The organism is Streptomyces sp. JNUCC 64, assembly GCF_054484115.1.
On sequence record NZ_CM137015.1, the window covers coordinates 2,522,536 to 2,549,026 of the forward strand.

Genomic DNA, 26,491 nt, shown 5'->3' on the forward strand with positions numbered 1-26,491 from the left:
GGTGGACGCGGCGTACCGCCTTCGGGCGGCGCGCCCGCGTGCCCGCGCCCGCTTCCCCGTCGCCCGTGCCGAGCGAGGGAGAGCTTCCTGTGACCATCGCGCCAGCCGATCCGGCGTCAGCCGTCGAGGTCCCCGCGAACGAGACGGGACCGGGTGCCGAGCGGACCGACGGCCCCGGGGCCGCGCTGCTGCGGACCCTGACCGACCTCACCGCCGATCTCCCCGACGCCGACCCCGGACGGGTCGCCGCCGCGGCGCTGCGCGGCCGTTCCGCCCGCGCCGACGAGGCCGAACTGCGCGAACTGGCCACCGAAGCCGCCGCCGGACTCATCTCCGAGGACCCCGCCTACTCCCGGCTCGCCGCCCGGCTGCTCACCCTCACCATCGCCGCCGAGGCCGCCTCCCAGGGGGTGCGCGCCTTCTCCGGGTCGGTCGCCACCGGCCACCGCGAGGGCCTGATCGCGGACCGCACCGCCGACTTCGTCGCCAAGCACTCCGCCCGGCTGGACGCCCTGATCGACCCGGCCGCCGACGACCGCTTCGGCTACTTCGGACTGCGCACCCTGCACAGCCGCTACCTGCTGCGCCACCCGATCACCCGCAAGGTCGTGGAGACCCCGCAGCACTTCCTGCTCCGGGTCGCCAGCGGACTGGCGGCGGACGACGGCGACCGCTCGGTGGACGAGGTCGCCGCGCTGTACGGGCTGATGAGCCGGCTCGACTACCTGCCGTCCTCGCCCACCCTGTTCAACTCCGGCACCCGCCACCCGCAGATGTCCTCCTGCTACCTCCTGGACTCCCCCAAGGACGAGCTGGACTCCATCTACGACCGCTACCACCAGGTCGCGCGGCTCTCGAAGCACGCGGGCGGCATCGGGCTCTCCTACTCCCGCATCCGCTCCCGGGGTTCGCTGATCCGGGGCACCAACGGCCACTCCAACGGCATCGTCCCCTTCCTCAAGACCCTCGACGCCTCCGTCGCCGCCGTCAACCAGGGCGGTCGTCGCAAGGGCGCGGCGGCCGTCTACCTGGAGACCTGGCACTCCGACATCGAGGAGTTCCTGGAGCTGCGGGACAACACCGGCGAGGACGCCCGGCGCACCCACAACCTGAACCTCGCGCACTGGGTGCCCGACGAGTTCATGCGCCGGGTCGCCGAGGACGGCCAGTGGTCGCTGTTCTCCCCGGCGGACGTGCCGGAGCTGGTGGACCTGTGGGGCGACGCCTTCGACGCCGCCTACCGGGACGCCGAGAAGCGCGGCCTGGCCCGCAAGACCATGCCCGCGCGGGACCTGTACGGCCGGATGATGCGCACCCTGGCCCAGACCGGCAACGGCTGGATGACCTTCAAGGACGCCGCCAACCGCACCGCCAACCAGACCGCCGAGCCCGGCCACACCGTCCACTCCTCCAACCTCTGCACGGAGATCCTGGAGGTCACCGACGACGGCGAGACCGCGGTCTGCAACCTCGGCTCGGTCAACCTGGGCGCGTTCGTCACCGGGGCGCCCGGCTCCGACCCGGACCAGGCCATCGACTGGGAGCGGCTGGACGCCACCGTGCGCACCGCGGTGACCTTCCTCGACCGCGTGGTGGACATCAACTTCTACCCGACCGAGCAGGCGGGCCGCTCCAACTCCCGCTGGCGGCCGGTGGGCCTGGGCGCCATGGGCCTCCAGGACGTGTTCTTCCGGCTGCGGCTGCCCTTCGACTCCGAGGCCGCCCGGACGCTGTCCACCCGGATCGCCGAGCGGATCATGCTCACCGCCTACGAGGCCTCCGCCGACCTGGCCGAGCGGGCCGGCACCTTCCCCGCCTGGGAGAAGACCCGCACCGCCCGGGGCGTGCTGCACCCCGACCACTACGGGGTCGAGCCGCACTGGCCGGAGCGCTGGGCGGCGCTGCGCGAGCGGATCGCCGTGACCGGGATGCGCAACTCGCTGCTGCTCGCCATCGCGCCGACCGCCACCATCGCGTCCATCGCGGGCGTCTACGAGTGCATCGAGCCGCAGGTCTCCAACCTGTTCAAGCGGGAGACGCTGAGCGGGGAGTTCCTCCAGGTCAACTCGTACCTGGTGCGGGACCTCAAGGAGCTGGGCGTCTGGGACGCGCGGACCCGGGAGGCGCTGCGCGACTCCAGCGGTTCGGTGCAGGACTTCCCCTGGATCCCCGAGGAGACGCGGGCGCTGTACCGCACCGCGTGGGAGATCCCGCAGCGCGGCCTGATCGACATGGCCGCCGCCCGCACCCCGTTCCTGGACCAGTCGCAGTCGCTGAACCTGTTCCTGGAGACGCCGACCATCGGCAAGCTCAGCTCGATGTACGCCTACGCGTGGAAGGCCGGGCTGAAGACCACGTACTACCTGCGCTCCCGTCCGGCGACCCGGATCGCCCGCGCGGCCGGTTCGTCCGCCGCCGAGCGCACCCCCACCCCGATCCCCGTGCAGCAGGCCGCGCCCGACGCGGACGCCGTCGCCTGCTCCCTGGAGAACCCCGAGTCCTGCGAGGCATGCCAGTGACCACCGTCCCCGCCCAGTCGTCCGCCCCCGGCCGCCGTCCGCAGAACCTGCTGGACCCGGGCTTCGAGCTGACCCTGCGTCCGATGCGCTACCCGGACTTCTACGAGCGCTACCGGGACGCGATCAAGAACACCTGGACCGTGGAGGAGGTCGACCTCCACTCGGACGTGGCCGACCTCGCCAAGCTGTCGCCGGGCGAGCAGCACATGATCGGACGGCTGGTGGCGTTCTTCGCCACCGGCGACTCGATCGTCGCCAACAACCTCGTCCTGACGCTGTACAAGCACATCAACTCCCCGGAGGCGCGGCTGTACCTGTCGCGCCAGCTCTTCGAGGAGGCCGTGCACGTCCAGTTCTATCTGACGCTGCTCGACACCTACCTCCCCGACCCGGACGACCGGGCCGCCGCGTTCGCCGCGGTGGAGAACATCCCCTCCATCCGCGAGAAGGCCGAGTTCTGCTTCAAGTGGATGGACTCGGTGGAGAAGCTGGACCGGCTGGAGACCCAGGCGGACCGCCGCCGGTTCCTGCTGAACCTGATCTGCTTCGCCGCCTGCATCGAGGGCCTCTTCTTCTACGGGGCGTTCGCCTATGTGTACTGGCTCCGCTCGCGGGGGCTGCTGCACGGCCTGGCGACCGGCACCAACTGGGTGTTCCGTGACGAGACCATGCACATGAGCTTCGCCTTCGAGGTCGTGGACACGGTCCGCAAGGAGGAGCCGGAGCTGTTCGACGACGCGCTCCAGCAGCAGGTCACCGACATGCTGCGGGAGGCCGTGGAGGCCGAGCTGCAGTTCGCGCGCGACCTGTGCGGGGACGGACTGCCCGGTATGAACACCGAGTCGATGCGCGAGTACCTGGAGTGCGTGGCCGACCAGCGCCTCCAGCGGCTCGGCTTCGCCCCGGTGTACGGCTCGGAGAACCCGTTCGCGTTCATGGAGCTGCAGGGCGTCCAGGAGCTGACGAACTTCTTCGAGCGCCGCCCCTCCGCCTACCAGGTGGCGGTGGAGGGCACGGTCGGCTTCGACGACGACTTCTAGTCGGTCCGACGGGCTCAGGCCGCCAGACCCGGCGAACGGTCCGGCACTCCTAGGGGAGTGCCGGACCGTTCCGTTTCCGGCTCCGGTCTTCCGTCCCGGGCGGCCCGCAGTTCGCGGTCGATCCGGAGTTCCCGCAGGTGACCGGGGAGGGCGGGGCCCACGAGGAGGGCGAGGACGAAGGTGACGACGAGGTAGTCCAGGAGTGTGGTCATGCCTCCACGATCCGCCCGGGAGGGCCCGTCCGGCAGTGGCGGAAGTGCCATGCACCCTCGACTTCCTGCCAGGGCCCGCGCACACTGACGCCATGCTGGAGAACGTGGCGGTGGTGCTCCTGGACGGGGTGCACCCCTTCGAACTGGGCGTGGTCTGCGAGGTGTTCGGCCTCGACCGGAGCGATCAGGGGCTGCCCGTCTACGACTTCGCGGTGGTCTCCGCCGAGGGCCCGGTGCTGAGCACCCACGCGGGCTTCACGGTCCGGGTGGAACACGGCCTGGAACGGCTGGCGGAGGCCGATCTCATCGCGCTCCCGGCGGGCGAGTCCTACGGCAGCCGGGAGTTCCCCGCGCCGCTGCTCGACGCGCTGCGCGAGGCCGCCGACCGGGGCGCCCGGGTGCTCTCGGTCTGCTCGGGGGTCTTCGTGCTCGGCGCGGCCGGACTGCTCGACGGCCGCCGCTGCGCGGCCCACTGGCGGCACGCCGACGAACTCGCCGTACGCCATCCCCGGGCCCGGGTGGAGCGGGACGTGCTGTACGTGGACGAGCACCCGGTGATCACCTCGGCCGGGTCGGCCGCCGGGATCGACTCCTGTCTGCACATCGTCCGCCAGGAGCACGGCTCCGAGGTGGCCAACGCCATCGCCCGGCGGATGGTGGTGCCGCCGCACCGCGACGGCGGACAGGCGCAGTACGTGAAGCGGCCGATGCCGACCGCCCCGTACGACACGGTCGGCGAGGTGCTGGTGTGGGTGACTCCTCCTCCACGTAAACGTGGGGGCTTCTCGCTATGCCGGGTTGGCGTCGCGACGGACCAGCCCGGCCCGTAGAACGTTGAGAGCACCTACGACGTCAGCGTGCGCGGTGTGGCCGCAGGCGAGGCAGTGAAACTTCTCCTGTGTGGGCCGGTTCTCCTTCGCGGTGTGCCCGCATTCGGGACACCGCCGGGAGGTGTTGCGGGGGTCCACGGCGACAACTTCCCGTCCGGCTCTTTCAGCCTTGGCGTTCAGGATCGCGAGGAACACCCTCCATCCGGCATCCGAGATCGAGTAGTTGAGTCCGGCCTTTGCGGCGGCTCCGTTGGGCAGGAAGCCGCCAGGCTGTCCGGGGTCGGGCTTCGGTGCGGGGGTCTTGACCATGTTGCGGATCTTGAGGTCTTCATGCGCGATCAGGTCGTGTTCGCGGACCAGGCCGAGCGCGGTTTTGTGCGCGTGGTCAAGGCGCTGACGGCGGACCTTGCGGTGCAGGTCGGCAACTTTCGTCACGGCCCGCTGGTGGTTCTTGGTGCGGCGGTCGCGCCGGATACGGGGGAACTTCGACAAGGCTTGCTGTGCGGCTTCCAGCTTCGCGGCGGCCTTCCGGCCGTGGCGCGGGTTGGGTACGTGCTCACCCTTGGAGGTGGTCAGGAAGCTTGCTATGCCCATGTCGATGCCGACCACGCTCCCGATCGCTGGAAGCGGCTCGGGCTGGGGCTGCTCAGCGGTCAGCACGATGTACCACTTGCGTCCCTCGCGCTTGACCGACACAGTCTTGACCTTGCCGACCACCGGCCGATGCTGGTTGACCTTGACGTGCCCGACACCCTGGAAACGGACGCGAGTGACGGGGTCGTGAGGGGTGGAGTCCCAGCGGCAGCCGTCGCCGTCCTTGGGGAAGTCGACCGTGTCGAACCAGTTCTGTCCCCTAAAGCGCGGGTAGCCGGGCGCCTGCCCGGCCTTGACCCGGCGGAAGAACGCGGCGAACGCCTTGTCCAGGCGGCGCAGCGTCGCCTGCTGCGAGGAGAACGACCAGCGGCCCTGACGTTCCGGGTCGAACGCCCGGATGTCCTTGAGCTGCGCGGACTGCTGTCCGTACTTGATGCTTGTCCTGGAGGCGTGCCGGTGGGCGTCCCGGCGTTCCTGCAACGCGCCGTTGTAGAGCGAGCAGTGATCGCGCAGCATCTCGCCGAGCGCGGCGGACTGGTTCACGGTGGGCCGCATGAGGAATTTGTACGCACGGATCATTCGGCCCACCCCCTTCCGGTCTGGCTTCGGCGATCATACTACTCTTGGTGTATGTCACCCCGTTGGGAACCAAAACCCGATATCCGCACTGGCCGCCACGTTGCCTACAGCCTGCACGCACACTTGGTGTTCGTAACCAAGTATCGCAAAGACGTCTTCGACGACGACATGCTGAAGCGGTGCGAGGAGATCATGCGGGAGGTATGCGGCAGCTTCGAGACGGAGCTGAAGGAGTTCAACGGCGAGCGCGATCACGTTCACCTGCTCGTGCACTACCCGCCCAAAGTGGCCTTGTCGAAGCTGATCAACAGCTTGAAGGGCGTCAGCTCCCGATACCTGCGCGCCGAGTACACCAACCGCATCAACCACATCGGGCTGAGCTCCGCCTTCTGGTCCCGCTCCTACTTCGCCGGGTCGTGCGGCGGTGCACCGCTCAGCATCGTCCGCCAGTACATCGAGGGCCAGAAGCGGCCTACCTGACCGTCACCACAGAGACGCAGCGAACTCCGGCGCTGCGCGCCTCCGACCCGAGGATGCGCTTCCCTCCCGGCTGAAGCCGGGGATACCCACGCAAGATCAGGGATGGAGCGCCATCTGGACCGCGCGGTGACCGTGGAGGAGCTGGCCGGGCGGGCCCATATGTCGCCGCGGACGTTCGCCCGGCGGTTCCGGCAGGAGACGGGGACCACCCCGTACCGCTGGCTACTGCGCCAACGGGTTCTACTGGCGCAGGAGTTGCTGGAGGAGACGGACGAGACGGTGGACGCGGTGGCGGGCCGGGCGGGCTTCGGGAACGCCGCCACGCTGCGTCACCACTTCCTGCGGGTCCTCGGCACCACCCCGCACGCCTACCGGCGCACCTTCCGGGGCCCGCGCCCCCTGGAGACGACCGGCTGACCGGGTCGTCTCCAGGGGGCGCGGGCGACGTGAGCGGCCCGGAAGGGCACGTCAGCCGTCCGCCCGGGGAACCGCCCGCACCCTCAGCCGTCTCGGCTGGAGGGTGATCCCGATCCGGGGGGCCGTGTCGGTCTCGGGGAGCGGGGCGAACCGCCAGCGCGGGACCACCGTGGCGAGGATGATCGCCATCTCCGCCATGCTGAAGTGGTCCCCGGGGCACTTGCGGTTCCCGGTGCCGAAGGGCATCATCGCCCGCCGTCCCTCCGCCGCGGTCCGCTCGGGGAGCCAGCGGTCCGGGTCGAACTCCAGGTGCCGGACGAACGCCCGGGGATCGCGCTGCATCGCGTACGGGCTGTAGACGATGTCCGCCCCGGCCGGAATGCGGTAGCCCCCCAGTACGGAATCGGCCACCGCGCGGCGCGTCAATATCCATACGGCGGGCCGGACGCGCATCGCCTCCGTGATGACATTCCGGGTGTGGGGGAGCCCGGGCAGATCGGCGAAAACGACCGGGCGCCCGCCGGTCACGTCCCGTACCTCGGCCCGCAGTCGGCTTTCCTCGGCCGGGTGTTCGGCGAGCAACTGGAACGTCCACGTCAGCGTCGAGGCGACGTTTTCCGCGCCCGCGACGAGAAGGGAAACCGTCTGGTCGTGGACCTCCCGCTCGTTGAGCGTTTCACCATTGTCGTCCTTTGCCGCCAGCAATGCGGACAACAGATCGCCACGGTCCGTGGCCGAATTGCGGCGCTCCGCGATGATCTCGTCCACCAGCCGGTGCAGATCGGCCAATGCGTCCTCGAAACGGCGGTGCGCCGGAAGCGGGATTCGGTAGAACGGCCCCGCCGAGAGCACCATGCGCCGGTACAGCCCGCCGAAGACGGTGTGCAGCGAACCGCTGAGCCGTTCCACCCGGTCGTCGATCGAGTCCACGTGCAGCAGCGAACGGGCCACGATCCGCACCGCCGTGCGGAACACCTCGTCACCGAGGTCGACGGTGGCGCCGGGCAGCCAGCGCTCGGCCATCGCCCGGGCCTCCTCCTCCATCACGGCCGCGTGGGCGGCGATCCGCTCGGGGCGGAAGGCGGGCTGGATCATCCGCCGCTGGCGCCGGTGCACCGGGCCGTTGCTGGTGGCGACGCCCTTGCCGATGAGGAGTTCCATGGTGTCCCACAGCGGTCCGCCGACGGCGTAGTCGGGGCTCTTGAGCAGGGTGGCGACGAGCGCCGGGTCACACACCGCGTACGCCGCGCGCGGGCCCAGCCTGATCCGGACCAGATCGCCGCTGCCGCGCAGTCCGGCGAGGAAGCCCAGCGGATCGCGGACCAGGTTCCAGGCGTGGCCCAGCAGGGGGGCGCCACCCCCCGCGAAGGGGGGCAGAGGGGCGTGCGCGGGGGCGGGGTCCACCGACCGGGGGGCCGGACGGCCGCTCATCGGGCACCTCCGCGCGCGGGGCGCTCGCCCTGGTCGCTGATGTAGGGCGGAGTGGCCCGGTCGGCCCAGCTGTCCACCTGGTAGCGGCCCGATTCATGGTGGAACCAGTACACGGAACTGAACCAGTTCCGCATGTTCGACACATTGAGTTCGACGGCGGCGGCCAGGGGTTCGCCACGCCAGGTGCCGTCCCTCAGTTCCCGCACCAGAACACCGATCTCCCGTTCCGCTTCCAAGAATTCGGTGATGCTGTCCCCGACTCTTCGGCGCACATCCGTCACCGCTTCCTCCAGGGTCATTCCCTCGTGTTTGATGAGGGATATTCCAAGGTTGTGGTACTCATCGCCCGCGATCTCTTTGGGCAGTGAGCAGAGGTCGTTGTACCAGGCGGCGAAATCCTGGCAGGCCAGTCCTGCCCGCTGGTACGCGGAATTCTCCCGGATGTGCCGCGGTATCTCGTACCCGGCGACCGGCTCCAGGAGGTCGAGCCAGATCCAGTGGGCGAAGGTGAGGCGACGGAGTTCCAGGTATTCCGTGACCTGGGGGACCCGTCCCGTCATCCGGTTCCGGAATTCGGTGTCATACGCCTCGATCACCTCGTGGAAGTGTTTCGCGAAGCGTTCGTTCCAGCTCTCTCCCAGGAACAGGTACAGCCGGACCATGCAGTCCGCGAAGGCCGCGACCAGTGCGTCCTCGTGGTGCAGATGGCGCCACGGGGCGTCCAGGGCCGCGTGGAGCCGCTCCCGCAGCCGGGCCCAGGAGGCGCTCCGGCGGTGGACCACGTCGCGGTCGTGGCGGTCGTCCCAGACGAAGAACCACGCACTGTAATCGGCAATTGCCCGCAGCACATCCACGGGGGCGCCGATGTAGTACCCGGCCATCAGATCGGTGTAGCGCAGCCCGTCCGCATACCTCGCGACCTTGTCGGGTGACATCAGTCGTTTTTCCAGAAGCCAGCCCCGCGTCGCTTCCTGGAGTTCCGGCCAATGCGGGTGAAGCCGCCGGGGAAACCGCTCTTCGATCACCGGAAGCGCGAGCGCCGGCGGAACAGCGGTCTGTGTTGATGCGGTGCTGTGGGAGAAAGCAGGCACGAGCGTCCCCTCTCAGTCGGCCTCGCCACACGGTAGGGCGCCTCTTACCGCTCCGTACCGCGCCGTCGCGCATCCCCGCGCGCTTTCCATTCAGCACTACAACTGACCGAGGAGGGAACAGATTTACTCCATTCACTACCCCAAGCTGCCGAGAACATCCCCACGCGTGACTGAATTTGGATCACCGTTACCCGGTCCCTGAGGGCGCGGGACGGCGCACCAGGACGGCGCCCGGCGGGAGCGTATCCCGGCCGGACGCCGTCGATGTGCGGGCGGAGCGCGCGGGGACGGCCCCGCCGACCGGCACCACGGGCACGGGAATGCCCCGGAACCCCCCTGTTCACGGGGCGCCGGGGCATTCGGGTCCTCATGGACGAGGGCCTGATGGGTTCGCGGTGCGGGTCCTCGTCATCCCTCGTTCGGGTGACAAGCCCACACGAGTGGTCAGGTGTTGGCCACCACGGGGTAGCGCGGAGTGCCCTCCTCCATCTGGCGCAACGCGTCCTTGCGGTCCCTCTTGGACAGACGGTCGATGTAGAGGTGACCGTAGAGGTGGTCCGTCTCGTGCTGTAGGCAGCGCGCGAAGTAGCCGCTGCCCCGGACGGTGACGGCATGGCCCTTCTCGTCCTGCCCGGTCACCACCGCGTAGTCGGGACGGGCCAGCTCCGCGTAGGCCGTCGGTACGGACAGGCAGCCCTCGTTGGAGCTGTCGAGCGCGCGCTGGTCGGCGGGGAGCTCCTGGAGCACCGGGTTGCAGACCACACCGACGTGCCGGGTGCCCGAGTCGTCCATGCAGTCGTACACGAAGACCTTCAGGTCCACGCCGATCTGGTTGGCGGCGAGGCCGACGCCCTCGGCGGTGCGCTGGCTGGCGAACATGTCGTCGACCAGCCGCGCCAGCTCGTCGTCGAAGGCGGTGACGTCCCGGCACTCCTTGTGCAGCACCGGGTTGCCGACCACGGTGATCGGACGGGAGGTGCCGCGCTCGCGGTACGCCGCCTCCCGGGCCTCGCAGTCCTCCGTGTCGATGACGAATCCCTCGTCGTCCACGGGGAGCACCCCGCCGTGCTGCTGATCGGTGTCCTGCTGGGCCATGTCCGCCGTACGCCTTCCTCAGTGTGTCCGGCCCGGCACGGCCCCGTCCGGGTGGTCGCCCGGCGGGGACCCGTGTGCTCCGGGCGACTGCCGTCCCCCAGCCTACGGCGCCGGGCGGGGCACCCGGACGGGTTACACCGGAGACGGGGACCGGGGCGGACGGGGGCGGGGCCGACGGGGGTGGTGACGTCCGCCCCCGGCTGACGGCGGCCCCGGGCGGACCGGAGCGACCGAGCGGCCGGGACCGGGACGCCCGGTCAGCACACCTCTTCGAGGTCCCGCCAGTCCCGGGTGTCCGGGCTGTCGGCGACCCAGCCGTCCAGCAGCCCCCGCACCAGCGCGGCGGGCGCGGCGATCCCGCACTCCCGCTCCGGCACCCACTGCTGGCCGTCGGTGCGGTGGCCGAGCGGACCGGGCTGGCCGGGCTCGCTGTGGTCGTGCGGGTCGAGGTGCTCCCCGTCGCCCTCGTCGCTGGGCATCCGGCTCTCGGAGCAGGTCCGGCAGAGCAGCCGGACCGACGACGACCAGTCCTCCGCCGCGTACCCGGCGTCGGCCGCGAGGCGCTCCAGGGCGTCCCGGTCCTCCTCGCCGTCCGCCTCCAGCAGCACCACCCAGGTCGGCACCGGCGAGGGCGCCCACAGCTCGATCTCGTCGAAGACGGGGTAGGCGTGCCCGGCGGCGGTGGTCCGCTCCCCGTGCGGCACCCCGTCGTGCAGGACGACCTCGCCCCAGCGGCGGCCCGAGGACGGCAGCGGGATCGACAGCACCTCCATGCGGGCCGGGTCCAGCCGGCGGCCCCACACCACCTCGGCCTCGCCCTCCGGCGACAGCCGGACGGCGGCGCTGCCCAGGTCCATCCCGACCGGCTCGCCCGCGAGCCCGCCCGCGCCCGGACGGCCGCCGGGCACCTTGAGGCCGTACGCCTGCCAGGCACGGCGGGCCAGCGGCCAGTCCTGCAGAGCGGTCGCGGCGATGCCCACGTTCCACCAGTCGGGGGCGCCGGTCTCCCGGTCCAGCAGGGCGACGGCGCGCAGTCCGGCGGCCCGCGCCTGCTCCCAGTCGTGCCGGAACTTGTGCAGCAGGGCCAGGTTGAACCAGGACTCGGAGAGCCAGGGCTCCAGATCGGCGGCCCGGGTCAGCAGCGCGCCCGCGTCCTCGTAGCGGCCGTCGCCGATGAGCGTGAACGCCCGGTCGGTGGCCTGCCGCCAGGACGCGGAGGGCCGGTGCCGTCCCTTGCCGAAGATCCTCACGATTCCCGCCTGCCGTCCTCACCGGGGGCACGGATTCCCGCCCCGCCCCCACCATGCCAGGGACACGGCCCCCGGACATCCTCGTCGCCGCTTCTTTCCGGTCGTTCCCCGGGCACCCGGTCCCGCCCGGGCGGTCCCGGGCAGGGCCGGTCAGCGCTGGCCGTTCTCCTTCGCATCCAACCACGACCGGTCGGACGACCGCTCCTTACCCATCGGTTACCCGGTGGCCCGGGACTCATGGCCCCGTTCGGGCAGGCGGTTTCCCGAGCCGTCGCCGGGGCCCGGGAGCGCCGTGGCGCCGTCCCGGGCGAGGACCCGGGCAAGGGCCGCCACGACCCGGGGGTGGTGGTCGTGGCCGGTGGCCAGCCGCAGCCGTTCCAGCGCGGTCAGCGGGCCGCCGGGGCCCGCGGCCCGCACCAGTTCGTCGTAGGCGTTCGCGGTCCGCACGATCCGGGCGCTGAGCGGCTGCTCCCGGTAGGGGTCGGCCTGCCGCTCCACCACCACCGCCACCCGCGCGTCCACCCCGGTCTGCCGGACGACGGCCCCGCCGAGCAGGGCGATGCGCCGCCGCCGCTCCTCGGGGAGCCCGGCGGTGGCGCCGCCGGGCACCGGGTCGACCAGGGAGAGCTGGCCGATGTCGTGCATCAGCGCGGCGTACTCCAGGGCGGTCAGCTCCGGCCCGGAGAGCCCCAGCTCACGGCCGACGGCCCGGCTGAGCGCGGCGACCCGCTGGGCGTGCCCGTGCGGGGTGTACCCGGCGATCTCGGTGGCACGGGCGAGGGAGGCGATGGTCTGGCGGTAGGTCTGGCGGACGGCCGCGTACCGGCGCAGCGAGAGCTGGGTGAGCAGCAGCGGCGGGGCGAACACGGGCAGCGCCCACAGCCCCGCGACGGCGGCGGTGAGCGCCATGACCGCGCCGGTCGCGCAGACCGCCGTGCCGATGCCGAGCATCGCCCGGACCTCGTCGCGCAGCAGCGGGGCGAGGGGCGCCCCGGTGCGGGCCCGGGCGAGGACGGCGGCGAGGACGGCGTCGCAGAGCCCGGTCAGGGTGAGCACCCCGGTGATCCACAGCGCGTAGCCGGGGCCGGGGGCGACCAGTTCCGCGAGGGCGCCGGAGTTGTACGGGGGCTGGAAGCAGGTGGCCGCGAAGGCCACGCTGAGCACCCGGCGGGCGGCCTGGACGGGGTCGGGCCGTCCCCGGGAGCCGGTGAGGTGGGGCACCGCGCCGAGCAGTCCGGCGAGCACCGTGACGGCGACGACCTGGGCGATGCCGTGGTGGGTGGGGGCGCCCGCGTTCTCCCCAAGCAGGGCGTAGGCGAGGGCGCCCGCCGAGGCCAGCGGGGCGGTCTCGCGCTCTCCCCCGGCCCCGCCCCCGGCCCGGGAGCGGGCCAGCTCGCCGAGCGCGATGAGCGCGCCGAAGGCGAGGGCGGTCCCCGGTTCGCGGACGCCGGCCGCCAGGGTGTGGCCGACGCCCCAGAGGGCGAGGGCCGCGGCGGCGGCGAGCACCAGCCGGGTGGTGGGCCGTCCGGCGCGGGCGGCGGGCGCGGGCGGCGGCGGGGCGCTCACGCCGGGTTCCCGGGGCGGGGCGCGGGGGCGCGCGGCGGGCGGGGCGGGGGCGCTCCCCCGTTCCCGGCGGTGACCTCCGGCTGCCAGCCGTGCCGGTCCAGGGCGCGGACCAGGGCGTCCACCATCCGGGGGTCGAACTGGGAGCCCGCGCAGCGTTCGAGTTCGGCGACCGCCGTCGGCACCGGGCGGGCCCGGCTGTAGGAGCGGGTGGAGGTCATGGCGTCGAAGGCGTCGGCGACGGCGACGACCCGGGCGCACTCGGGGATGCGGTCGCCCACGAGTCCGTACGGGTAGCCGCTGCCGTCGACGCGTTCGTGGTGGTGGAGGATGGCCGCCCGGGCCTCCCCCAGGAAGCCGATGCCCCGGGTGATCTCGTGCCCGTACTCGGGGTGCAGTTCGATGATCCGCCGCTCCTCGGGGGTGAGCGGGCCGTCCTTGCGCAGCAGCCGGGTGGGGACGCCGAGCTTGCCGACGTCGTGGAGGATGCCCGCGAACCGCAGGGTCTCCACCCGTTCCTCGTCCATGCCGAGTTCACGGGCTATCAGCACGCTGGCGAGGCCCACGCGTTCGCTGTGGCCCCGGGTGTAGCCGTCCTTGAGGTCGACGGCCCGCACCAGCGCGCGCAGGGTGGCCTGGTGGGCGGCGCGTTCGCGGTGGTACTGGGTGAACAGCCAGCAGGAGACGTACATCGGCAGCAGCACCAGCAGCGCGGCGGCCGGTCCGTAGGGGCTGCGCCACAGCACCGCCATCATCAGTCCGGCGAGACCGTGGACGCTGACCGGCGCGAGGTCGCGGAGGAACCTGCCGCGCCAGGCCCGTCCCGCGGGGACCCGCTCGGCGAGCAGCAGCACCCCGCCGTCGAGCAGGGTGAGCAGCGCGCAGAACACCAGCACCGCCCCGGCGGCGGGCAGCAGCGCGTAGGGCAGGTCGGGGCCGGGGACCCCGCCGGGGGCCGGGGCGCCGCCGAGGGTGGCGGGGCCGCCGAGCGCGTGGTGGGCCCGGGCCGCCGCCCAGACCGCCAGGGCGAGCTGGGCGGCGCGCCAGATCCGGCGCGGGGTGACGGGACGGCGGGTGACGGGGCTGACGAGGGCGCCCGGCACCGGGACCAGCGCGGCGGCGGCGGGCGGCAGCAGAAACGCTCCGGCAAGGAGGACCGGCAGGAACGCGCCCATGTCGCCGGGGGCCCGGTCGCCGAGCAGGGGGCAGCGGGGCAGCCGGGCGCATCCCGCGTAGAGGGCGGCGAGCAGCGCGAGCGACGCGCCGGGGGCGCCGGGCACCGCGCCGGTCAGGGCCGGGCCCGCGCAGAGCAGTGCCGCGAGGGCGGTGCCGTACACGTAGGCATGGGCGGCGGCGGGTATCGATGGCCGCATCCGGTGCTCCTCCCCCGAGCCCGGCCGCCGGGGCCGGGTACGCCCGTCACAGGCTCCGGAGAATAGGGCGCCGGGGGTGGCGGACGGGGCGCAACGGCGGATTCGCCGGGGCTCCCCGGGAGGGATTAGCGCGTTCGGGTGACAAGGCGCCGCGCCGTTCGTTTTCCGGCACGGCGGCGGGGCGCGGCGCGGGGCGGTCGGCGGGGCGGTCGGGGGTGCTGCCCGGTGGGGGCACCCGGCGGGGTGGCGCGGTGGCGGGCGGGGGCGGCGCTCCGCCCGGTGGGGGCTCCCGCCCGGTGGCGGCTCCCACCTGGTGGTGGCTCCCGTCCGGTGGTGGCTCCTGTCCGGCGGGTCCTGGACGCGTGCGGCACACGGCGGTGGCGCGACGGGACCGGGCGCGGCGGACGTCCGGGCGATGCGGCGCGGGACGGCACCCGGGGGAAGCCGGGGCGGTGGCCGGGCAGACGCCCGGGGAGGCCGGGACGAAACGGGACGGACACCCGGAGCGGGACGGGGTCTTCGCCCGGGGAAGCGGGCGGGTGCGCGTCGGAGGCCGGGTGACGGGCCTCTCCGTACCGGCCCGCCGGGACGGTGGACGTGATGACGGCCGGTGCGATGGATGACGGGCGCCGGGGTGGGGCCCGGCGCGGGTCAGACTCCTTCGGCGGACGTCCTGAGGTCGGACGTCCGCAGGTCCTCGCCGGTGAGCGGCTCGGCCGTCACCGTCTCCCCGGAGCGGATCAGGTCGATGCGGCCCATCACCTTGGCCCGGAGGTCGGTGGGAACGTCATCGTGTCCGCAGCAGCGCTTGACGAGCTTCTTGACGGCCTGTTCGAGTCCGTACTTCTCCAGGCACGGCGAGCACTCCTCGAAGTGCGTCTCGAACTTGTTGCAGTCGCCCTCGGGCATCTCCCGGTCCAGGTACTCGTACAGGTGGTCGAGCACCTCGGCGCAGTCCGTCTCGTGCGGGTCTCCGCAGCTCATGAGGCCGAGCCTTTCGCTTCGTTCGACTCCCCGGCACCGGCCGGGACGAGCCCGCGCTCACGCGCGTAGTCCTCCAGCATGCCGCGCAGCTGACGGCGTCCCCGGTGGAGCCGGGACATGACCGTGCCGATGGGCGTCCCCATGATGTCCGCGATCTCCTTGTACGCAAAGCCCTCGACATCGGCGAGGTACACCGCGATCCGGAACTCCTCGGGGATCGCCTGGAGCGCCTGCTTGACGTCCGAGTCCGGGAGGTGGTCCAGCGCCTGCGACTCGGCGGAGCGCAGTCCGGTGGACATATGGGACTCGGCGCGCGCGAGCTGCCAGTCCTCGATCTCCTCGGCGGCGCTGCGCTGGGGCTCCCGCTGCTTCTTGCGGTAGGAGTTGATGAAGGTGTTGGTCAGGATCCGGTACAGCCACGCCTTGAGGTTGGTGCCCTCGCGGAACTGGTGGAACGACGCGTACGCCTTGGCGTAGGTCTCCTGCACCAGGTCCTCGGCGTCGGCGGGGTTGCGCGTCATCCGCAGCGCCGCCGAGTACATCTGGTCGAGGAAGCCGAGCGCGTCGCGCTCGAAGCGGGCGTTGCGCTCCGCCGTCGTCTCCCCGGACCCCTCGGGCCGCTCCGCCTGGCCGTGCTCGGTCCCCGCGTCGGTCCCAGTGACCGGACCCACCTCCTCAAGCGCCGTGCCGGAGCCGTGACCGGCACCGTTCGCTTCGGAGAATAGTCGACCCCGGCGCGCGGGGGCGGTCGGGCCGTAGGGGGTCAGCGGAGCCAGGGGCGCGCCGGTGGGCACCGTGCCGGGGGGCAGGGCGGACAGCGGCGCCAGCGACGGACCGTCCGGCAGCCGGGCGGGCGTGCCCTTGGGCGACGGCAGCACGGACCACTCCAGCCCGCCGGTACCGCTGCGGCTCGGGTGCGTGATCGAACCCATGCGACGCTTCTCCCCATCTCCGCGGGCGCCTGGCGTGGGCACCCGCGACGTCCCTGTCGTTCCTCTGCTTCTGACCGTGTCCGTACCGGCGTCCGCGCGCCCGGGCGGCTCCCCGGGGCGTGTGCGCCGTCTGATCTGCTCAACCGCGCCCGGGCTCCCGGCATTCCCGGGGCGGAGGCCGGATTCCGGACGGGGACGGCGAACGGAACCGGCCAGGACGACGCGCGGCGCCGGGCGGGGGCCGGACGGTGCGAGCGGCGGACGGGGACGGACGGTGCGGGGGCGGACGGGGACGGGGGCCGGGTCGGCCCGGTGCCGGAGCGGGGGCCGGTGCCGGATCAGCGAGGGTGCCGAGGTCCGTGCCGGTGCCGGTCAGTGCCGGTGCCGGGTCCGCGCGGGTGCCGGGGTCAGTGCCGGGACGTCCACTCCGTGACCGCGTCGACGAGCGTCCGCAGGGTCTCGTCCCCGCTCACCGGGGCCCGCTTGGCGACCGCGAACGAGTGGTCCGCGTGCGCCACGGCGGCCAGTTCGTAGGGGCCGTCGGGGAACTCGTCGGGGTGGCCGAAGGGGTCGTTGCCGCCCTGGACGACCAGGGTCGGCACCCCGGCGCCGAGCAGTTCGTCCGCCCGGGAGCGCTCCGGACGGCCCGGCGGATGGAGCGGGAAGGCAAGCGCGAGCACGGCCCGCGCGCCCAGCTCGCGCGCCGTGCGGCAGGCCACCCGCGCTCCGGCGCTGCGTCCGCCCGCGATCACCGGGAGCCCCTCGGCGGCGAGCGCGGGCCACAGCTCCCGCCAGGCGGCGTCGAGGGTCTTCGGGGCGGGCGCCAGCTTCTTCCCGGCGACCCGCCAGGGCTGGTCGACCAGGGCCACGGTGGTGCCGTGCCGGGGCAGCGCCGCCGCCAGGGCGAGCAGATCGCGGGTGGCGGTGCCGCCGCCCGCGCCGTGGCCGAGGGCCAGCACCCGGACGGGGTCCGCCGCGCGGTACCAGTGGACGCGGGCGTCGCCCTGCGCGGTGGGAACGGCTACCGGGTCCGGGGCGGGGGCCGCCGGGTCCGGGGCCGCCGGGTCCTCGGCGCTCGCGGTGCCCAGACCGTTCTCGGTGCTCTCAGCGCTCTCAGTGCTCTCGGTGCTCTCGGTGCTCACGGGGACATCCTCGCGGGTGGGGCGGTCCGGGGCGGGGAGGCGGGCGCGGGCCGCCGCCGAAGCGCCCGGTACGGCCGTGCGACGCGGCGCGCGGGGTGGCGCGGCGACGCGGCACACGGGCGCCGGGCGGCCGTCAGCGGGCGAGCAGCCAGCGGGCGCCGCCCATCAGCGCGCAGAGGGACACCGCGTGGAAGAGGAAGAGCCACAGCGCGGCGGGGACGTTGGTCAGCCGGGCCAGCTGGTCGGCGTCCGAGTCGCCCGCCCGGCCCTGGCGGCGTCTGGCCTGGAGCTCGAAGGCGGGCCGGACCCCGCCCAGCAGCAGGAACCAGACGACGGCGTAGGCGAAGGCGGCCTGCACCTGGGGCCCGGCCAGCCAGGAGACCAGCAGGAACGCGCCCCCGGTGAGCACCACGGTCAGCACCCCGTACGCGTTGCGGACCATCACCAGCAGCGCCACGAGCAGCGCGGTGGCCAGCCACAGCGACAGGGTGATACGCCCCGCGCCGAGCAGCGCGGCACCGCCGAGGCCGAGCAGCGGGGGCGCGGTGTACCCGGCGGCGGCGGTCAGGATCATGCCGACGCCGGTCGGCTTGCCCCGGCTGACGGTCAGCCCGGAGGTGTCCGAGTGCAGCCGGATGCCCTCCAGCCGCCGTCCGGTCAGCAGGGCGACCAGTCCGTGGCCGCCCTCGTGGGCGATGGTGACGGCGTTGCGGGCGACCAGCCACAGCGGCCGGTACCCGACCACCAGCAGCGCGGCGAGCGCGGTGGCGACCACCACCCAGGTGTCGGGGTCGGGCTGGACGCCGGTGACCCGGTCCCACAGGTCCGTGGGGCTGGTGTTGGCGAGTGTGTTCATGGTCCGGGCGGCTCCCTCAACCGTGCGGGGGTCTGGCAGTGTGGCACGCATGTGCGGACGGTATGCGGCGAGTCGTGGCCCCGGGGAACTCGCGGGCGTCTTCGGGATAGAGCGGTGGGAGCCCGAGGAGGCCCTGGCGCCCGACTGGAACGTGGCGCCCACCAAGGAGGTCCACGCCGTACTGGACCGCCCCTTGAAGGACGCCGGTGACCCGCGTCCGGTTCGCCAGCTGCGGGTGCTGAGGTGGGGGCTCGTCCCGTCCTGGGCCAAGACGCCCGAGGGCGCCGCCCGGATGATCAACGCCCGTTCGGAGACCGTCCACGAGAAGCCCTCGTTCCGGCGGCCGTTCACCGCCCGCCGCTGTCTGCTGCCCGCCGACGGGTACTACGAGTGGGTGACGGACGCGGCCGAGCGCGACCTGGAGGTCGAGGGCCGCCGCAAGCGCCCCCGCAAGCAGCCGTACTTCGTGACCCCGGCGGACGGGTCGGTGTTCGCGATGGCCGGACTGTACGAGTTCTGGCGGGACCGGACGCTCCCCGACGACCATCCCGGGGCCTGGTGGGCGACGTGCGCGGTGCTCACCACGGAGGCGGAGACCACCCCGCTGGCCGGGGCGCCCGCCGGGGGTCCGGACACCCTCGCCGGGATCCATCCCCGGATGCCGCTGGCGCTGACCCCGGACCGCTGGGACGCCTGGCTCGACCCGTCCCGCACCGACCCGGACGAGCTGCGGGAGCTGCTCGCCCCGCCGCCGCCCGGGCTGCTGCGGGCGTACCCGGTGCCCACGGCGGTCAGCAACGTCCGCAACAACGGCCCCGAGCTGCTGACCGAGCTGGACGGCCCGGAGGAGGCCACCCTGTTCTGAGCCGGGGGCGCGCCCCCGGGACCGGGGCCGGTCTCCCGGCGGGGACGCCCCCGGCGGTCCCGGCCGGTCCCCGGGGGCGCGCCCGGCCCCGGGCGGGCCCGCCCCGGGGACCGGTACCCCGCCCACCTGGGGTGATCACCACCTTTGCCCCGGAATGGGGCGCGCGGGCAGCCACTAAGGTTGGGGGCATGACCGAGACTGCCGCGCATTCCGCCCTGTGGCCCGCCCCGCACGCGACCGGAGCCGTCTCCGCGACGGTCCAGGTGCCCGGTTCGAAATCGGTCACCAACCGCGGGCTGATCCTGGCCGCCCTGGCCTCCGAGCCGGGCTGGCTGCGGCGTCCGCTGCGCTCCCGGGACACCCTGCTGATGGCGTCGGCGCTGCGGTCCATGGGCGTGGGGATCGAGGAGACCGTCTCGTCCGGCTCGGGCGGGCCCGGCGGGGAGGCGTGGCGGGTGATCCCCTCGGGGCTCGGCGGACCGGCCACCGTGGACGTGGGCAACGCGGGCACCGTGATGCGGTTCGTGCCCCCGGTCGCCACCCTCGCGGACGGTCCGATCCGCTTCGACGGCGACCCCCGCTGCTACGAGCGCCCCCTGCACGGGGTGATCGACGGACTGCGCGCGCTGGGCGCCCGGATCGACGACGAGGGCCGGGGCGCGCTGCCGCTCACGGTGCACGGCGGCGGGGCGCTGGAGGGCGGCCGGGTCGAGATCGACGCCTCCTCGTCCTCCCAGTTCGTGAGCGCGCTGCTGCTGTCGGGACCCCGGTTCAACCAGGGCGTGGAGGTCCGGCACGTGGGCGGCGCGCTGCCGTCGATGCCGCACATCCGGATGACGGTGGACATGCTGCGCCGGGCCGGGGCCCGGGTGGACGCCCCCGAGTCGGGCGGCGAGCGGGACGTCTGGCGGGTCACCCCCGGCGCGCTGCGCGGGGTGGACCTGACGGTGGAGCCGGACCTGTCCAACGCGCAGCCGTTCCTCGCGGCGGCGCTGGTGACCGGCGGCCGGGTCGTCGTCCCCGACTGGCCGGAGCACACCACCCAGCCCGGTGACCAGCTGCGGGAGATCTTCACGGCGATGGGCGGCTCCTGCGAGCTGACCCCCGAGGGCCTGGTGTTCACCGGCTCGGGGAAGGTCCACGGCATCGACGTGGACCTCAGCGAGGTGGGCGAGCTGACGCCCGGCATCGCGGCGGTGGCGGCCCTCGCGGACTCCCCCTCGGTGCTGCGCGGCGTGGCGCACCTGCGGCTGCACGAGACGGACCGGCTGGCGGCGCTCACCCGGGAGATCAACGGGCTGGGCGGCGACGTCACCGAGACCGCCGACGGCCTGGCGATCCGGCCCCGTCCGCTCTCCGGCGGTACCTTCCACACGTACGACGACCACCGGATGGCCACGGCGGGCGCGATCATCGGTCTGGCGGTGCCGGGCGTACTGATCGAGAACGTCGCGACGACCGCGAAGACCCTCCCCGACTTCCCCGCCCTGTGGAGCGGGATGCTCGGGAACTGACGGACGGTTCGATCATGCGCCGCTACGGCAAGCACACCGACGAGGACGACATCCGGGTCCGCCCGAACCGCAAGGGCAACCGGCCCCGCAGCACCCTGCGGCCCAAGCACGAGGACGCGGCGGACGGCATGGTCCTGACCGTGGACCGGGGACGGCTGACCTGTCTGGTCGAGGACCGGGCCGTGGTGGCGATGAAGGCCCGTGAGCTGGGCCGCAAGGCGGCGGTGGTCGGGGACCGGGTCTCCCTGGTCGGCGATCTGTCGGGGCGCAAGGACACCCTCGCCCGGATCGTGCGGATCGCGGAGCGGGCCTCGGTGCTGCGCCGCACGGCGGACGACGACGACCCGTACGAGCGGGTCGTCGTCGCCAACGCCGACCAGCTGGCGATCGTCACCGCGCTGGCCGACCCGGAGCCCCGGCCCCGGCTGATCGACCGGTGCCTGGTGGCCGCGTACGACGGCGGTCTGGAGCCGCTGCTGGTGCTCACCAAGTCGGACCTGGCCCCGCCGGACGCGCTGCTGGAGACCTACGAGACGCTCGGGGTGCCGTACGTGGTGACCTCCCGCGACGAACTGGCCGACGGGGGCGCGGCGGACCGGGTGCGGGAGCTGCTGGGCGGCCGGGTCACCGCGTTCGTCGGGCACTCCGGGGTCGGCAAGACCACCCTGGTCAACGCGCTGGTCCCCGAGGAGCGGCGGCGGGTCACGGGGCACGTCAACGCGGTGACCGGCCGGGGCCGCCACACCACCACCTCGGCGCTGGCGCTGCCGCTGGCCGGGGCGGACGGCTGGGTGATCGACACCCCCGGGGTGCGGTCCTTCGGGCTGAACCACGTGGACCCGTCCCGGGTGATCCTCGCCTTCCCGGACCTGGAGCCGGGCACGGTGGGCTGTCCGCGCGCGTGCAGCCACGACGAGCCGGACTGCGCGCTGGACGCCTGGGTGGCCGACGGCCACGCGGACCCGTCGCGGCTGTACTCGCTGCGGCGGCTGCTGGCGGTGCGGGAGCGCCACGAGGGCGACTGACGGCCCGATGCGCGTCCGCCCGGGCGGTGTCCTGGTTTGCGGGACCGCCGTCCCGGTAAAGGCATAGCCGGTGACGTCACAAAAGCGCCAAGCTCCAGCGAACCCGGCCGTTCCGGGCGAATCGGCCGTGGAGCGGGGGGACACCGGGAGGCATCACATGGCGTGGCTGCTGGTCATCGTCGCCGGGGTACTCGAAACCGGGTTCGCGGTCTGTCTGAAACTGTCCCACGGGTTCACCCGGCTCTGGCCCACGGTCGCGTTCGCCGCCTTCGCGCTCGGCAGCTTCGGGCTGCTGACCCTGGCCCTGAAACGGCTGGACGTGGGCCCCGCGTACGCGGTGTGGACGGGCATCGGGGCGGCGGGGACCGCGATCTACGGAATGGTGTTCCTCGGCGACCTGGTCTCCACACTGAAGATCGTCTCCATCTCGCTGGTGATCGCCGGGGTGATCGGGCTTCAGCTGTCGGGCTCCGCCCACTGAGTCCCGCCGCCCAGCGCGGCGCGGACCAGCGCCGCCGCCGACCCGGTGGCGGGCGGCGCGTGCACACAGGAGAGCGCGAGCCGCAGCGCGACCTCGGCGGAACGGGTCAGCGCGGCCCGTTCGGCCGCCCCGGCCCGGGGCGGCGCGAGGGCCCGGACGGCCCGGTCGCGGACCCGGGCCAGCAGTTCGCCGGGGGTCGGTAAGGGGTCGCCACCCGGACGGCGCGCGGCGGGAACGGACCCGGGCGGCGGGCCAGGCGTCGGTCCAGGTACGGACCCGGGCGCCGGACCAGAGGCCGGACCGGGAACGGAACCGGGCGCCGGACCAGAGGCCCGTCCAGGGGCCGGTCCGGGGGCCGGACCAGGCACGGAACCGGGCGCCGGACCAGGGGTCGGTCCGGGTACGGAACCCGGCGCCGGTCCAGAGGCAGGTCCAGGGGCCGGACCAGGCACGGACCCGGGCGCCGGGCCGGGGGCCGTCGGAGGGGCCAGTGCGGTGGCGGGCAGTCTCGGGCCCCAGAGCCCGGTGAGCGCGGAGCGCACCAGCGGACTGCCGTGGGCGGCGGCGACCAGCCACTCCGCGAGCGCGGTCAGCCGCTCCACCGGGACGCGGGGCCCGGCCAGCGCCCGGTCGGCGCCCGCCAGACAGTCGTCGATCTCCCGGGCGACCAGGGCCCTGGCCAGCCCGTCCTTGCTGCCGAACTCGTTGTAGAGGGTCTGCCGCGACACCCGCGCGGCGGCGGCCACCTCGGCCATCCGCACCGCGGACCAGGGGTTCCGGGCGAGGGCGTCACGGGCCGCGTCGAGCAGGGACTCGCGCGCTGTGGCCATCCTCGGGCCTTTCTTCCTTCCGGGGACGCCTCCGGGGGCGCGTCCGGGAACGCGTCCGGGGATGAGCAGGGGTGCCGCGCGGCGTGCGGGGACGCCCGCTCCGGCGGTCGCGTCCGGGGGCGCTCCGGGGGGCGTGCGCCCGGCGCCCGTTTCCGGACCCGCTGTCAGCGTTGACGGCGCGACAGACGCTGTCAAGGCCGCGGTCCGGACGCCCGGGGCCGGACGGGCGGACGTTCCGGTGGGCGGACGGCCGGTGGCCCCCGTCCGGCGGCGGTGGATACTGTTCGGCCATGCCCTACCACGATGACCTGCGGCTCGCCCATGTGCTGGCCGACGCCGCCGACGCCACCACCATGGACCGGTTCAAGGCCCTCGACCTGAAGGTCGAGACGAAGCCGGACATGACCCCGGTGAGCGAGGCGGACAGGGCCGCCGAGGAGCTGATCCGGGGTCACCTCCAGCGGGCCCGCCCCCGGGACGCGATCCTCGGCGAGGAGTACGGCATCGAGGGCACCGGGCCGCGCCGCTGGGTGATCGACCCGATCGACGGCACCAAGAACTACGTGCGCGGCGTCCCGGTGTGGGCGACGCTCATCGCGCTGATGGAGGCGGGCGAGGGCGGCTACCAGCCCGTGGTGGGCGTGGTGTCGGCCCCCGCGCTGGGCCGCCGCTGGTGGGCCGCGAAGGGGCACGGGGCGTTCACCGGCCGCAGTCTGGCCTCGGCGTCCCGGCTGCGGGTGTCCGAGGTGTCCCGGCTGGCCGACGCCTCGTTCGCCTACTCCTCGCTGACCGGCTGGGAGGAGCAGGGACGGCTGGACGGCTTCCTGGACCTGACCCGCGCGGTGTGGCGGACCCGGGCGTACGGGGACTTCTGGCCGTACATGATGGTCGCCGAGGGGTCGGTGGACATGTGCGCCGAGCCCGAGCTGTCGCTCTGGGACATGGCCGCCACCGCGGTGATCGTGACGGAGGCGGGCGGCACGTTCACCGGCCTGGACGGACGCCCGGGCCCGCACAGCGGCAACGGGGTGGCGTCCAACGGCCCTCTCCACGACGAGCTGCTGGGCTATCTGAACCAGAAGTACTGACCGCGCGGCCGGGCGCCCCGGCGCGGGCGCGGCGCCCGGCGGAAGCGGACGCCCCGGTCTCCCTTTCCCTCACCCTGAGCGACCGCACCCCCGGGGCGGTCACCCATCGTGGCGGAATCGTGACCACGCGCGGCGTCGACGACCCCTTGTTGGCCGCTGCGACGGCTGCCACTCTGAGAATCCCCCCACTTGTGAACTTGTGAATCCTTTCCCAAGGGGGGACCGAGTACCAGGAGGTGGCTTTCGACCATGCTCGTCCGCGACGCCATGAGCACGGTGGTCCTCACCATCGGTCCGGCGCACACCCTGCGCAGGGCCGCTTCCCTGATGTCGGCCCGCCGGGTCGGCGCGGCCGTCGTCCTCGACCCCGACACCAGCGGACTCGGCATCCTGACCGAGCGCGACATCCTCACCTCCCTCGGTCTGGGGCAGGACCCCGACCGGGAGACGGCGGGCACCCACACCACGACCGACGTGGTCTTCGCCAGCCCGGCGTGGACCCTCCAGGACGCCGCCGAGGCGATGACCCGGGGCGGCTTCCGCCATCTGGTCGTGCTCGGCGACCACGAACCCATCGGTGTCGTCTCGGTCCGCGACATCCTGCGCTGCTGGGCGCCCGCACGGCGCCGGGCGGCCGGGGCGGCCGTCTGAGAGACGGCGTCCGGAACGACGGATGCCCCGGCGGCCGGACGGGGAGACCGTCCGGCCGCCGGGGCCGTCCACGGGGGCACGCGGCTCCGGCACCCCCGCCGCCGTCAGCCGCGCAGGGCCTGGACCGCGGCGTCCAGCCGCTTGCCGAAGTCGCCGTCGGCCTGGCGGAAGTTGTTCACCGCGCGCTCGGCGATGTCGTCGCGCGACACCTTGGCGATGAACCCGGCGAGGTTCTCCACCAGACGGGACTTCTCGTCCTCCGACAGCAGCCGGTACAGGTTGCCCGCCTGGACGAAGTCGTCGTCCTCGGCGTGCGAGGGCGCCGCGTGGTCACCGGTGGCCCCGGCGACCTCGGTGGCCGACCAGAGCGGCCGGTCCGTCTGGAACGGGCCGCCGAAGCTGTTGGGCTCGTAGTTCTTGGCGCCCTTGTGGCGGCCGTCGTACAGGAAGCCGTCCCGGCTGTTGGTGCGCGCCTCGGTGGCGTGCGGGCGGTTCACCGGCAGGTGGTCGGCGTTGATGCCGACGCGGTAGCGGTGCGCGTCGCCGTAGGCGAACAGCCGGCCCTGGAGCATCTTGTCCGGGGACGGGCCGATGCCCGGCACGAAGTGCGCGGGGCTGAAGATCGACTGCTCGACCTCGGCGAAGACGTTCTCCGGGTTGCGGTTCAGCTCCAGCTTGCCGATCTCGATCGGCGGGTAGTCCTCGTGCGGCCACACCTTGGTGAGGTCGAACGGGTTGAAGCGGTACCCCGCCGCCTCGGCCGCCGGCATGATCTGCACCTGGACCGTCCAGGACGGGAAGTCGCCGCGCTCGATGGCCTCGCGCAGGTCCCGCTGGTGGCTGTCCGGGTCCTCGCCCGCGAGGCGGTTGGCCTCCGCCTGGGTGAGGTTCTTGATCCCCTGGTCGGTCTTGAAGTGGTACTTGACCCAGAAGACCTCGCCCGCCTCGTTGTTCCACTGGTAGGTGTGCGAGCCGTAGCCGTTCAGGTGGCGGTACGAGGCGGGGATGCCCCGGTCGCCGAAGAGCCAGGTCACCTGGTGGGTGGACTCCGGGCTCAGCCCCCAGAAGTCCCAGACGTTGTCCGCCTCCTGCGAGCCGGTGTACGGGTCGCGCTTCTGGGTGTGGATGAAGTCGGGGAACTTGATGGCGTCCTTGATGAAGAACACCGGGGTGTTGTTGCCGACGAGGTCGTAGTTGCCCTCCTCGGTGTAGAACTTCAGCGCGAAGCCGCGCGGGTCGCGCACCGCGTCGGCGGCGCCGAGGTTGCCCGCGACGGTGGAGAAGCGGAGGAAGGTCTCCGTCTGCTTGCCCACCTCGGAGAGGAACTTCGCCCGGGTCCAGGCGCTGACGTCCCGGGTCAGGGTGAAGGTGCCGTAGGCACCCGCACCGCGCGCGTGCACCACGCGCTCCGGGATGCGCTCCCGGTTGAAGTGGGCCAGCTTCTCCAGCAGCGACTGGTCCTGGACCAGTACGGGGCCGCCGACGCCCGCGGTCTCGCTGTTCTGGTTGTCGGCGACCGGTGCGCCGGCCTCCGTGGTGAGCGGTCCCTGCGACGTCACGTGCGCCTCCTGCGTCGATCTGAGCCAGTTCTGTCCCTTGGCCAATGCCGTTGCCGATCCTACAATGGACATTGTCTAAGTCAAGTAACT

At 73.3% G+C, this 26,491-nt stretch carries 22 protein-coding genes and 3 pseudogenes; 11 read left to right on the forward strand and 14 right to left on the reverse strand.

The features are described from left to right. Window positions 1-89: 89 nt before the first annotated feature. Both ACVWNX_RS10035 and ACVWNX_RS10040 read left to right on the forward strand, forming a co-directional pair. Window positions 90-2,519, forward strand: a complete 2,430-nt coding sequence (locus tag ACVWNX_RS10035; RefSeq protein WP_454413553.1) for a ribonucleoside-diphosphate reductase subunit alpha — start codon at window positions 90-92, stop codon at window positions 2,517-2,519. Then, the gene (locus ACVWNX_RS10040) at window positions 2,510-3,559 is read left to right on the forward strand and encodes a ribonucleotide-diphosphate reductase subunit beta (protein WP_454413554.1); all 1,050 of its coding nucleotides are present in this window, start codon (window positions 2,510-2,512) and stop codon (window positions 3,557-3,559) included. Before ACVWNX_RS10035 ends, ACVWNX_RS10040 begins: the two co-directional genes overlap by 10 nt. A 14-nt stretch (window positions 3,560-3,573) precedes the next feature. Here the strand turns inward: ACVWNX_RS10040 and ACVWNX_RS10045 are convergent, their stop codons facing one another. Further along, window positions 3,574-3,771: a hypothetical protein gene (locus tag ACVWNX_RS10045; RefSeq protein ID WP_454413556.1), complete on the reverse strand. Its 198-nt coding sequence runs from the start codon at window positions 3,769-3,771 to the stop codon at window positions 3,574-3,576. 92 nt (window positions 3,772-3,863) lie between these two features. Between ACVWNX_RS10045 and ACVWNX_RS10050 the strand changes: the two are divergent. After that, window positions 3,864-4,526 (forward strand): annotated as a pseudogene (locus ACVWNX_RS10050) (DJ-1/PfpI family protein); the annotation flags it as partial. A gap of 33 nt (window positions 4,527-4,559) precedes the next feature. On the opposite strand, the gene ACVWNX_RS10055 reads toward ACVWNX_RS10050, so the two are convergent. After that, window positions 4,560-5,774, reverse strand: a complete 1,215-nt coding sequence (locus ACVWNX_RS10055; protein ID WP_454413557.1) for an RNA-guided endonuclease InsQ/TnpB family protein — start codon at window positions 5,772-5,774, stop codon at window positions 4,560-4,562. Window positions 5,775-5,825: 51 nt separating this feature from the next. Between ACVWNX_RS10055 and tnpA the strand changes: the two genes are divergently transcribed. Then, a complete protein-coding gene (gene tnpA, locus ACVWNX_RS10060) occupies window positions 5,826-6,254 on the forward strand; it encodes an IS200/IS605 family transposase (protein WP_454413558.1) in 429 nt (142 codons plus the stop codon). Beyond that, window positions 6,255-6,671: pseudogene (locus tag ACVWNX_RS10065) on the forward strand (helix-turn-helix domain-containing protein); the annotation flags it as partial. It abuts the gene before it with no gap. A 51-nt stretch (window positions 6,672-6,722) separates the two neighbouring features. On the opposite strand, the gene ACVWNX_RS10070 reads toward ACVWNX_RS10065, so the two are convergent. The 10 genes from ACVWNX_RS10070 to ACVWNX_RS10115 all read right to left on the reverse strand — a co-directional run bounded on the left by ACVWNX_RS10070 (window position 6,723) and on the right by ACVWNX_RS10115 (window position 18,388). Continuing rightward, window positions 6,723-8,102: a bifunctional albaflavenone monooxygenase/terpene synthase gene (locus tag ACVWNX_RS10070; protein WP_454413559.1), complete on the reverse strand. Its 1,380-nt coding sequence runs from the start codon at window positions 8,100-8,102 to the stop codon at window positions 6,723-6,725. Next, the gene (gene cyc1 / locus ACVWNX_RS10075) at window positions 8,099-9,193 is read right to left on the reverse strand and encodes an epi-isozizaene synthase (protein ID WP_454413560.1); all 1,095 of its coding nucleotides are present in this window, start codon (window positions 9,191-9,193) and stop codon (window positions 8,099-8,101) included. Before cyc1 ends, ACVWNX_RS10070 begins: the two co-directional genes overlap by 4 nt. A gap of 444 nt (window positions 9,194-9,637) precedes the next feature. Continuing rightward, window positions 9,638-10,288, reverse strand: a complete 651-nt coding sequence (def, locus tag ACVWNX_RS10080) for a peptide deformylase (protein WP_454413561.1) — start codon at window positions 10,286-10,288, stop codon at window positions 9,638-9,640. A gap of 257 nt (window positions 10,289-10,545) precedes the next feature. After that, window positions 10,546-11,538 (reverse strand): tetratricopeptide repeat protein, encoded by a 993-nt coding sequence (locus ACVWNX_RS10085; protein ID WP_454413562.1) that lies wholly within the window; start codon window positions 11,536-11,538, stop codon window positions 10,546-10,548. Between the two features lie 216 nt (window positions 11,539-11,754). Then, on the reverse strand, window positions 11,755-13,104 hold the full coding sequence (locus ACVWNX_RS10090; protein WP_454413563.1) for an HD-GYP domain-containing protein: 1,350 nt from the start codon (window positions 13,102-13,104) through the stop codon (window positions 11,755-11,757). Continuing rightward, on the reverse strand, window positions 13,101-14,474 hold the full coding sequence (locus ACVWNX_RS10095; RefSeq protein WP_454413564.1) for an HD-GYP domain-containing protein: 1,374 nt from the start codon (window positions 14,472-14,474) through the stop codon (window positions 13,101-13,103). Before ACVWNX_RS10095 ends, ACVWNX_RS10090 begins: the two co-directional genes overlap by 4 nt. Before the next feature lie 651 nt (window positions 14,475-15,125). After that, the gene (gene rsrA, locus ACVWNX_RS10100) at window positions 15,126-15,458 is read right to left on the reverse strand and encodes a mycothiol system anti-sigma-R factor (protein WP_454413565.1); all 333 of its coding nucleotides are present in this window, start codon (window positions 15,456-15,458) and stop codon (window positions 15,126-15,128) included. Then, window positions 15,455-16,129, reverse strand: a complete 675-nt coding sequence (gene sigR, locus ACVWNX_RS10105; protein WP_454414697.1) for an RNA polymerase sigma factor SigR — start codon at window positions 16,127-16,129, stop codon at window positions 15,455-15,457. The genes rsrA and sigR overlap by 4 nt, the downstream gene beginning before the upstream one ends. Window positions 16,130-16,797: 668 nt before the next feature. Then, window positions 16,798-17,532: an alpha/beta hydrolase family protein gene (locus ACVWNX_RS10110; protein WP_454413566.1), complete on the reverse strand. Its 735-nt coding sequence runs from the start codon at window positions 17,530-17,532 to the stop codon at window positions 16,798-16,800. A 133-nt stretch (window positions 17,533-17,665) separates the two neighbouring features. After that, complete coding sequence (locus ACVWNX_RS10115) at window positions 17,666-18,388, reverse strand: M50 family metallopeptidase (RefSeq protein ID WP_454413567.1); 723 nt, start codon at window positions 18,386-18,388, stop codon at window positions 17,666-17,668. Between the two features lie 49 nt (window positions 18,389-18,437). Here ACVWNX_RS10115 and ACVWNX_RS10120 point away from each other — a divergent pair, with 49 nt between their 5' ends. The 4 genes from ACVWNX_RS10120 to ACVWNX_RS10135 all read left to right on the forward strand — a co-directional run bounded on the left by ACVWNX_RS10120 (window position 18,438) and on the right by ACVWNX_RS10135 (window position 22,273). Further along, window positions 18,438-19,253 carry an SOS response-associated peptidase gene (locus ACVWNX_RS10120; RefSeq protein WP_454413568.1) on the forward strand — a complete coding sequence of 272 codons (816 nt, stop codon included), beginning with the start codon at window positions 18,438-18,440 and terminating at the stop codon, window positions 19,251-19,253. A gap of 188 nt (window positions 19,254-19,441) precedes the next feature. Then, the gene (gene aroA / locus ACVWNX_RS10125) at window positions 19,442-20,767 is read left to right on the forward strand and encodes a 3-phosphoshikimate 1-carboxyvinyltransferase (protein WP_454413569.1); all 1,326 of its coding nucleotides are present in this window, start codon (window positions 19,442-19,444) and stop codon (window positions 20,765-20,767) included. Window positions 20,768-20,781: 14 nt separating this feature from the next. Then, window positions 20,782-21,792, forward strand: a complete 1,011-nt coding sequence (gene rsgA, locus ACVWNX_RS10130) for a ribosome small subunit-dependent GTPase A (RefSeq protein WP_454413570.1) — start codon at window positions 20,782-20,784, stop codon at window positions 21,790-21,792. A 157-nt stretch (window positions 21,793-21,949) separates the two neighbouring features. Then, complete coding sequence (locus ACVWNX_RS10135; protein ID WP_454413571.1) at window positions 21,950-22,273, forward strand: DMT family transporter; 324 nt, start codon at window positions 21,950-21,952, stop codon at window positions 22,271-22,273. A gap of 461 nt (window positions 22,274-22,734) precedes the next feature. Here ACVWNX_RS10135 and ACVWNX_RS10140 read toward each other — a convergent pair. Further along, window positions 22,735-23,103: pseudogene (locus ACVWNX_RS10140) on the reverse strand (TetR/AcrR family transcriptional regulator); the annotation flags it as partial. A gap of 290 nt (window positions 23,104-23,393) precedes the next feature. Here ACVWNX_RS10140 and hisN point away from each other — a divergent pair. Both hisN and ACVWNX_RS10150 read left to right on the forward strand, forming a co-directional pair. Next, window positions 23,394-24,191 (forward strand): histidinol-phosphatase, encoded by a 798-nt coding sequence (gene hisN, locus ACVWNX_RS10145; RefSeq protein ID WP_454413572.1) that lies wholly within the window; start codon window positions 23,394-23,396, stop codon window positions 24,189-24,191. Between the two features lie 249 nt (window positions 24,192-24,440). After that, window positions 24,441-24,842 carry a CBS domain-containing protein gene (locus ACVWNX_RS10150; protein ID WP_454413573.1) on the forward strand — a complete coding sequence of 134 codons (402 nt, stop codon included), beginning with the start codon at window positions 24,441-24,443 and terminating at the stop codon, window positions 24,840-24,842. Between the two features lie 104 nt (window positions 24,843-24,946). Here ACVWNX_RS10150 and ACVWNX_RS10155 read toward each other — a convergent pair whose 3' ends face one another. Continuing rightward, a complete protein-coding gene (locus ACVWNX_RS10155; protein ID WP_454413574.1) occupies window positions 24,947-26,473 on the reverse strand; it encodes a catalase in 1,527 nt (508 codons plus the stop codon). Window positions 26,474-26,491: the final 18 nt, after the last annotated feature.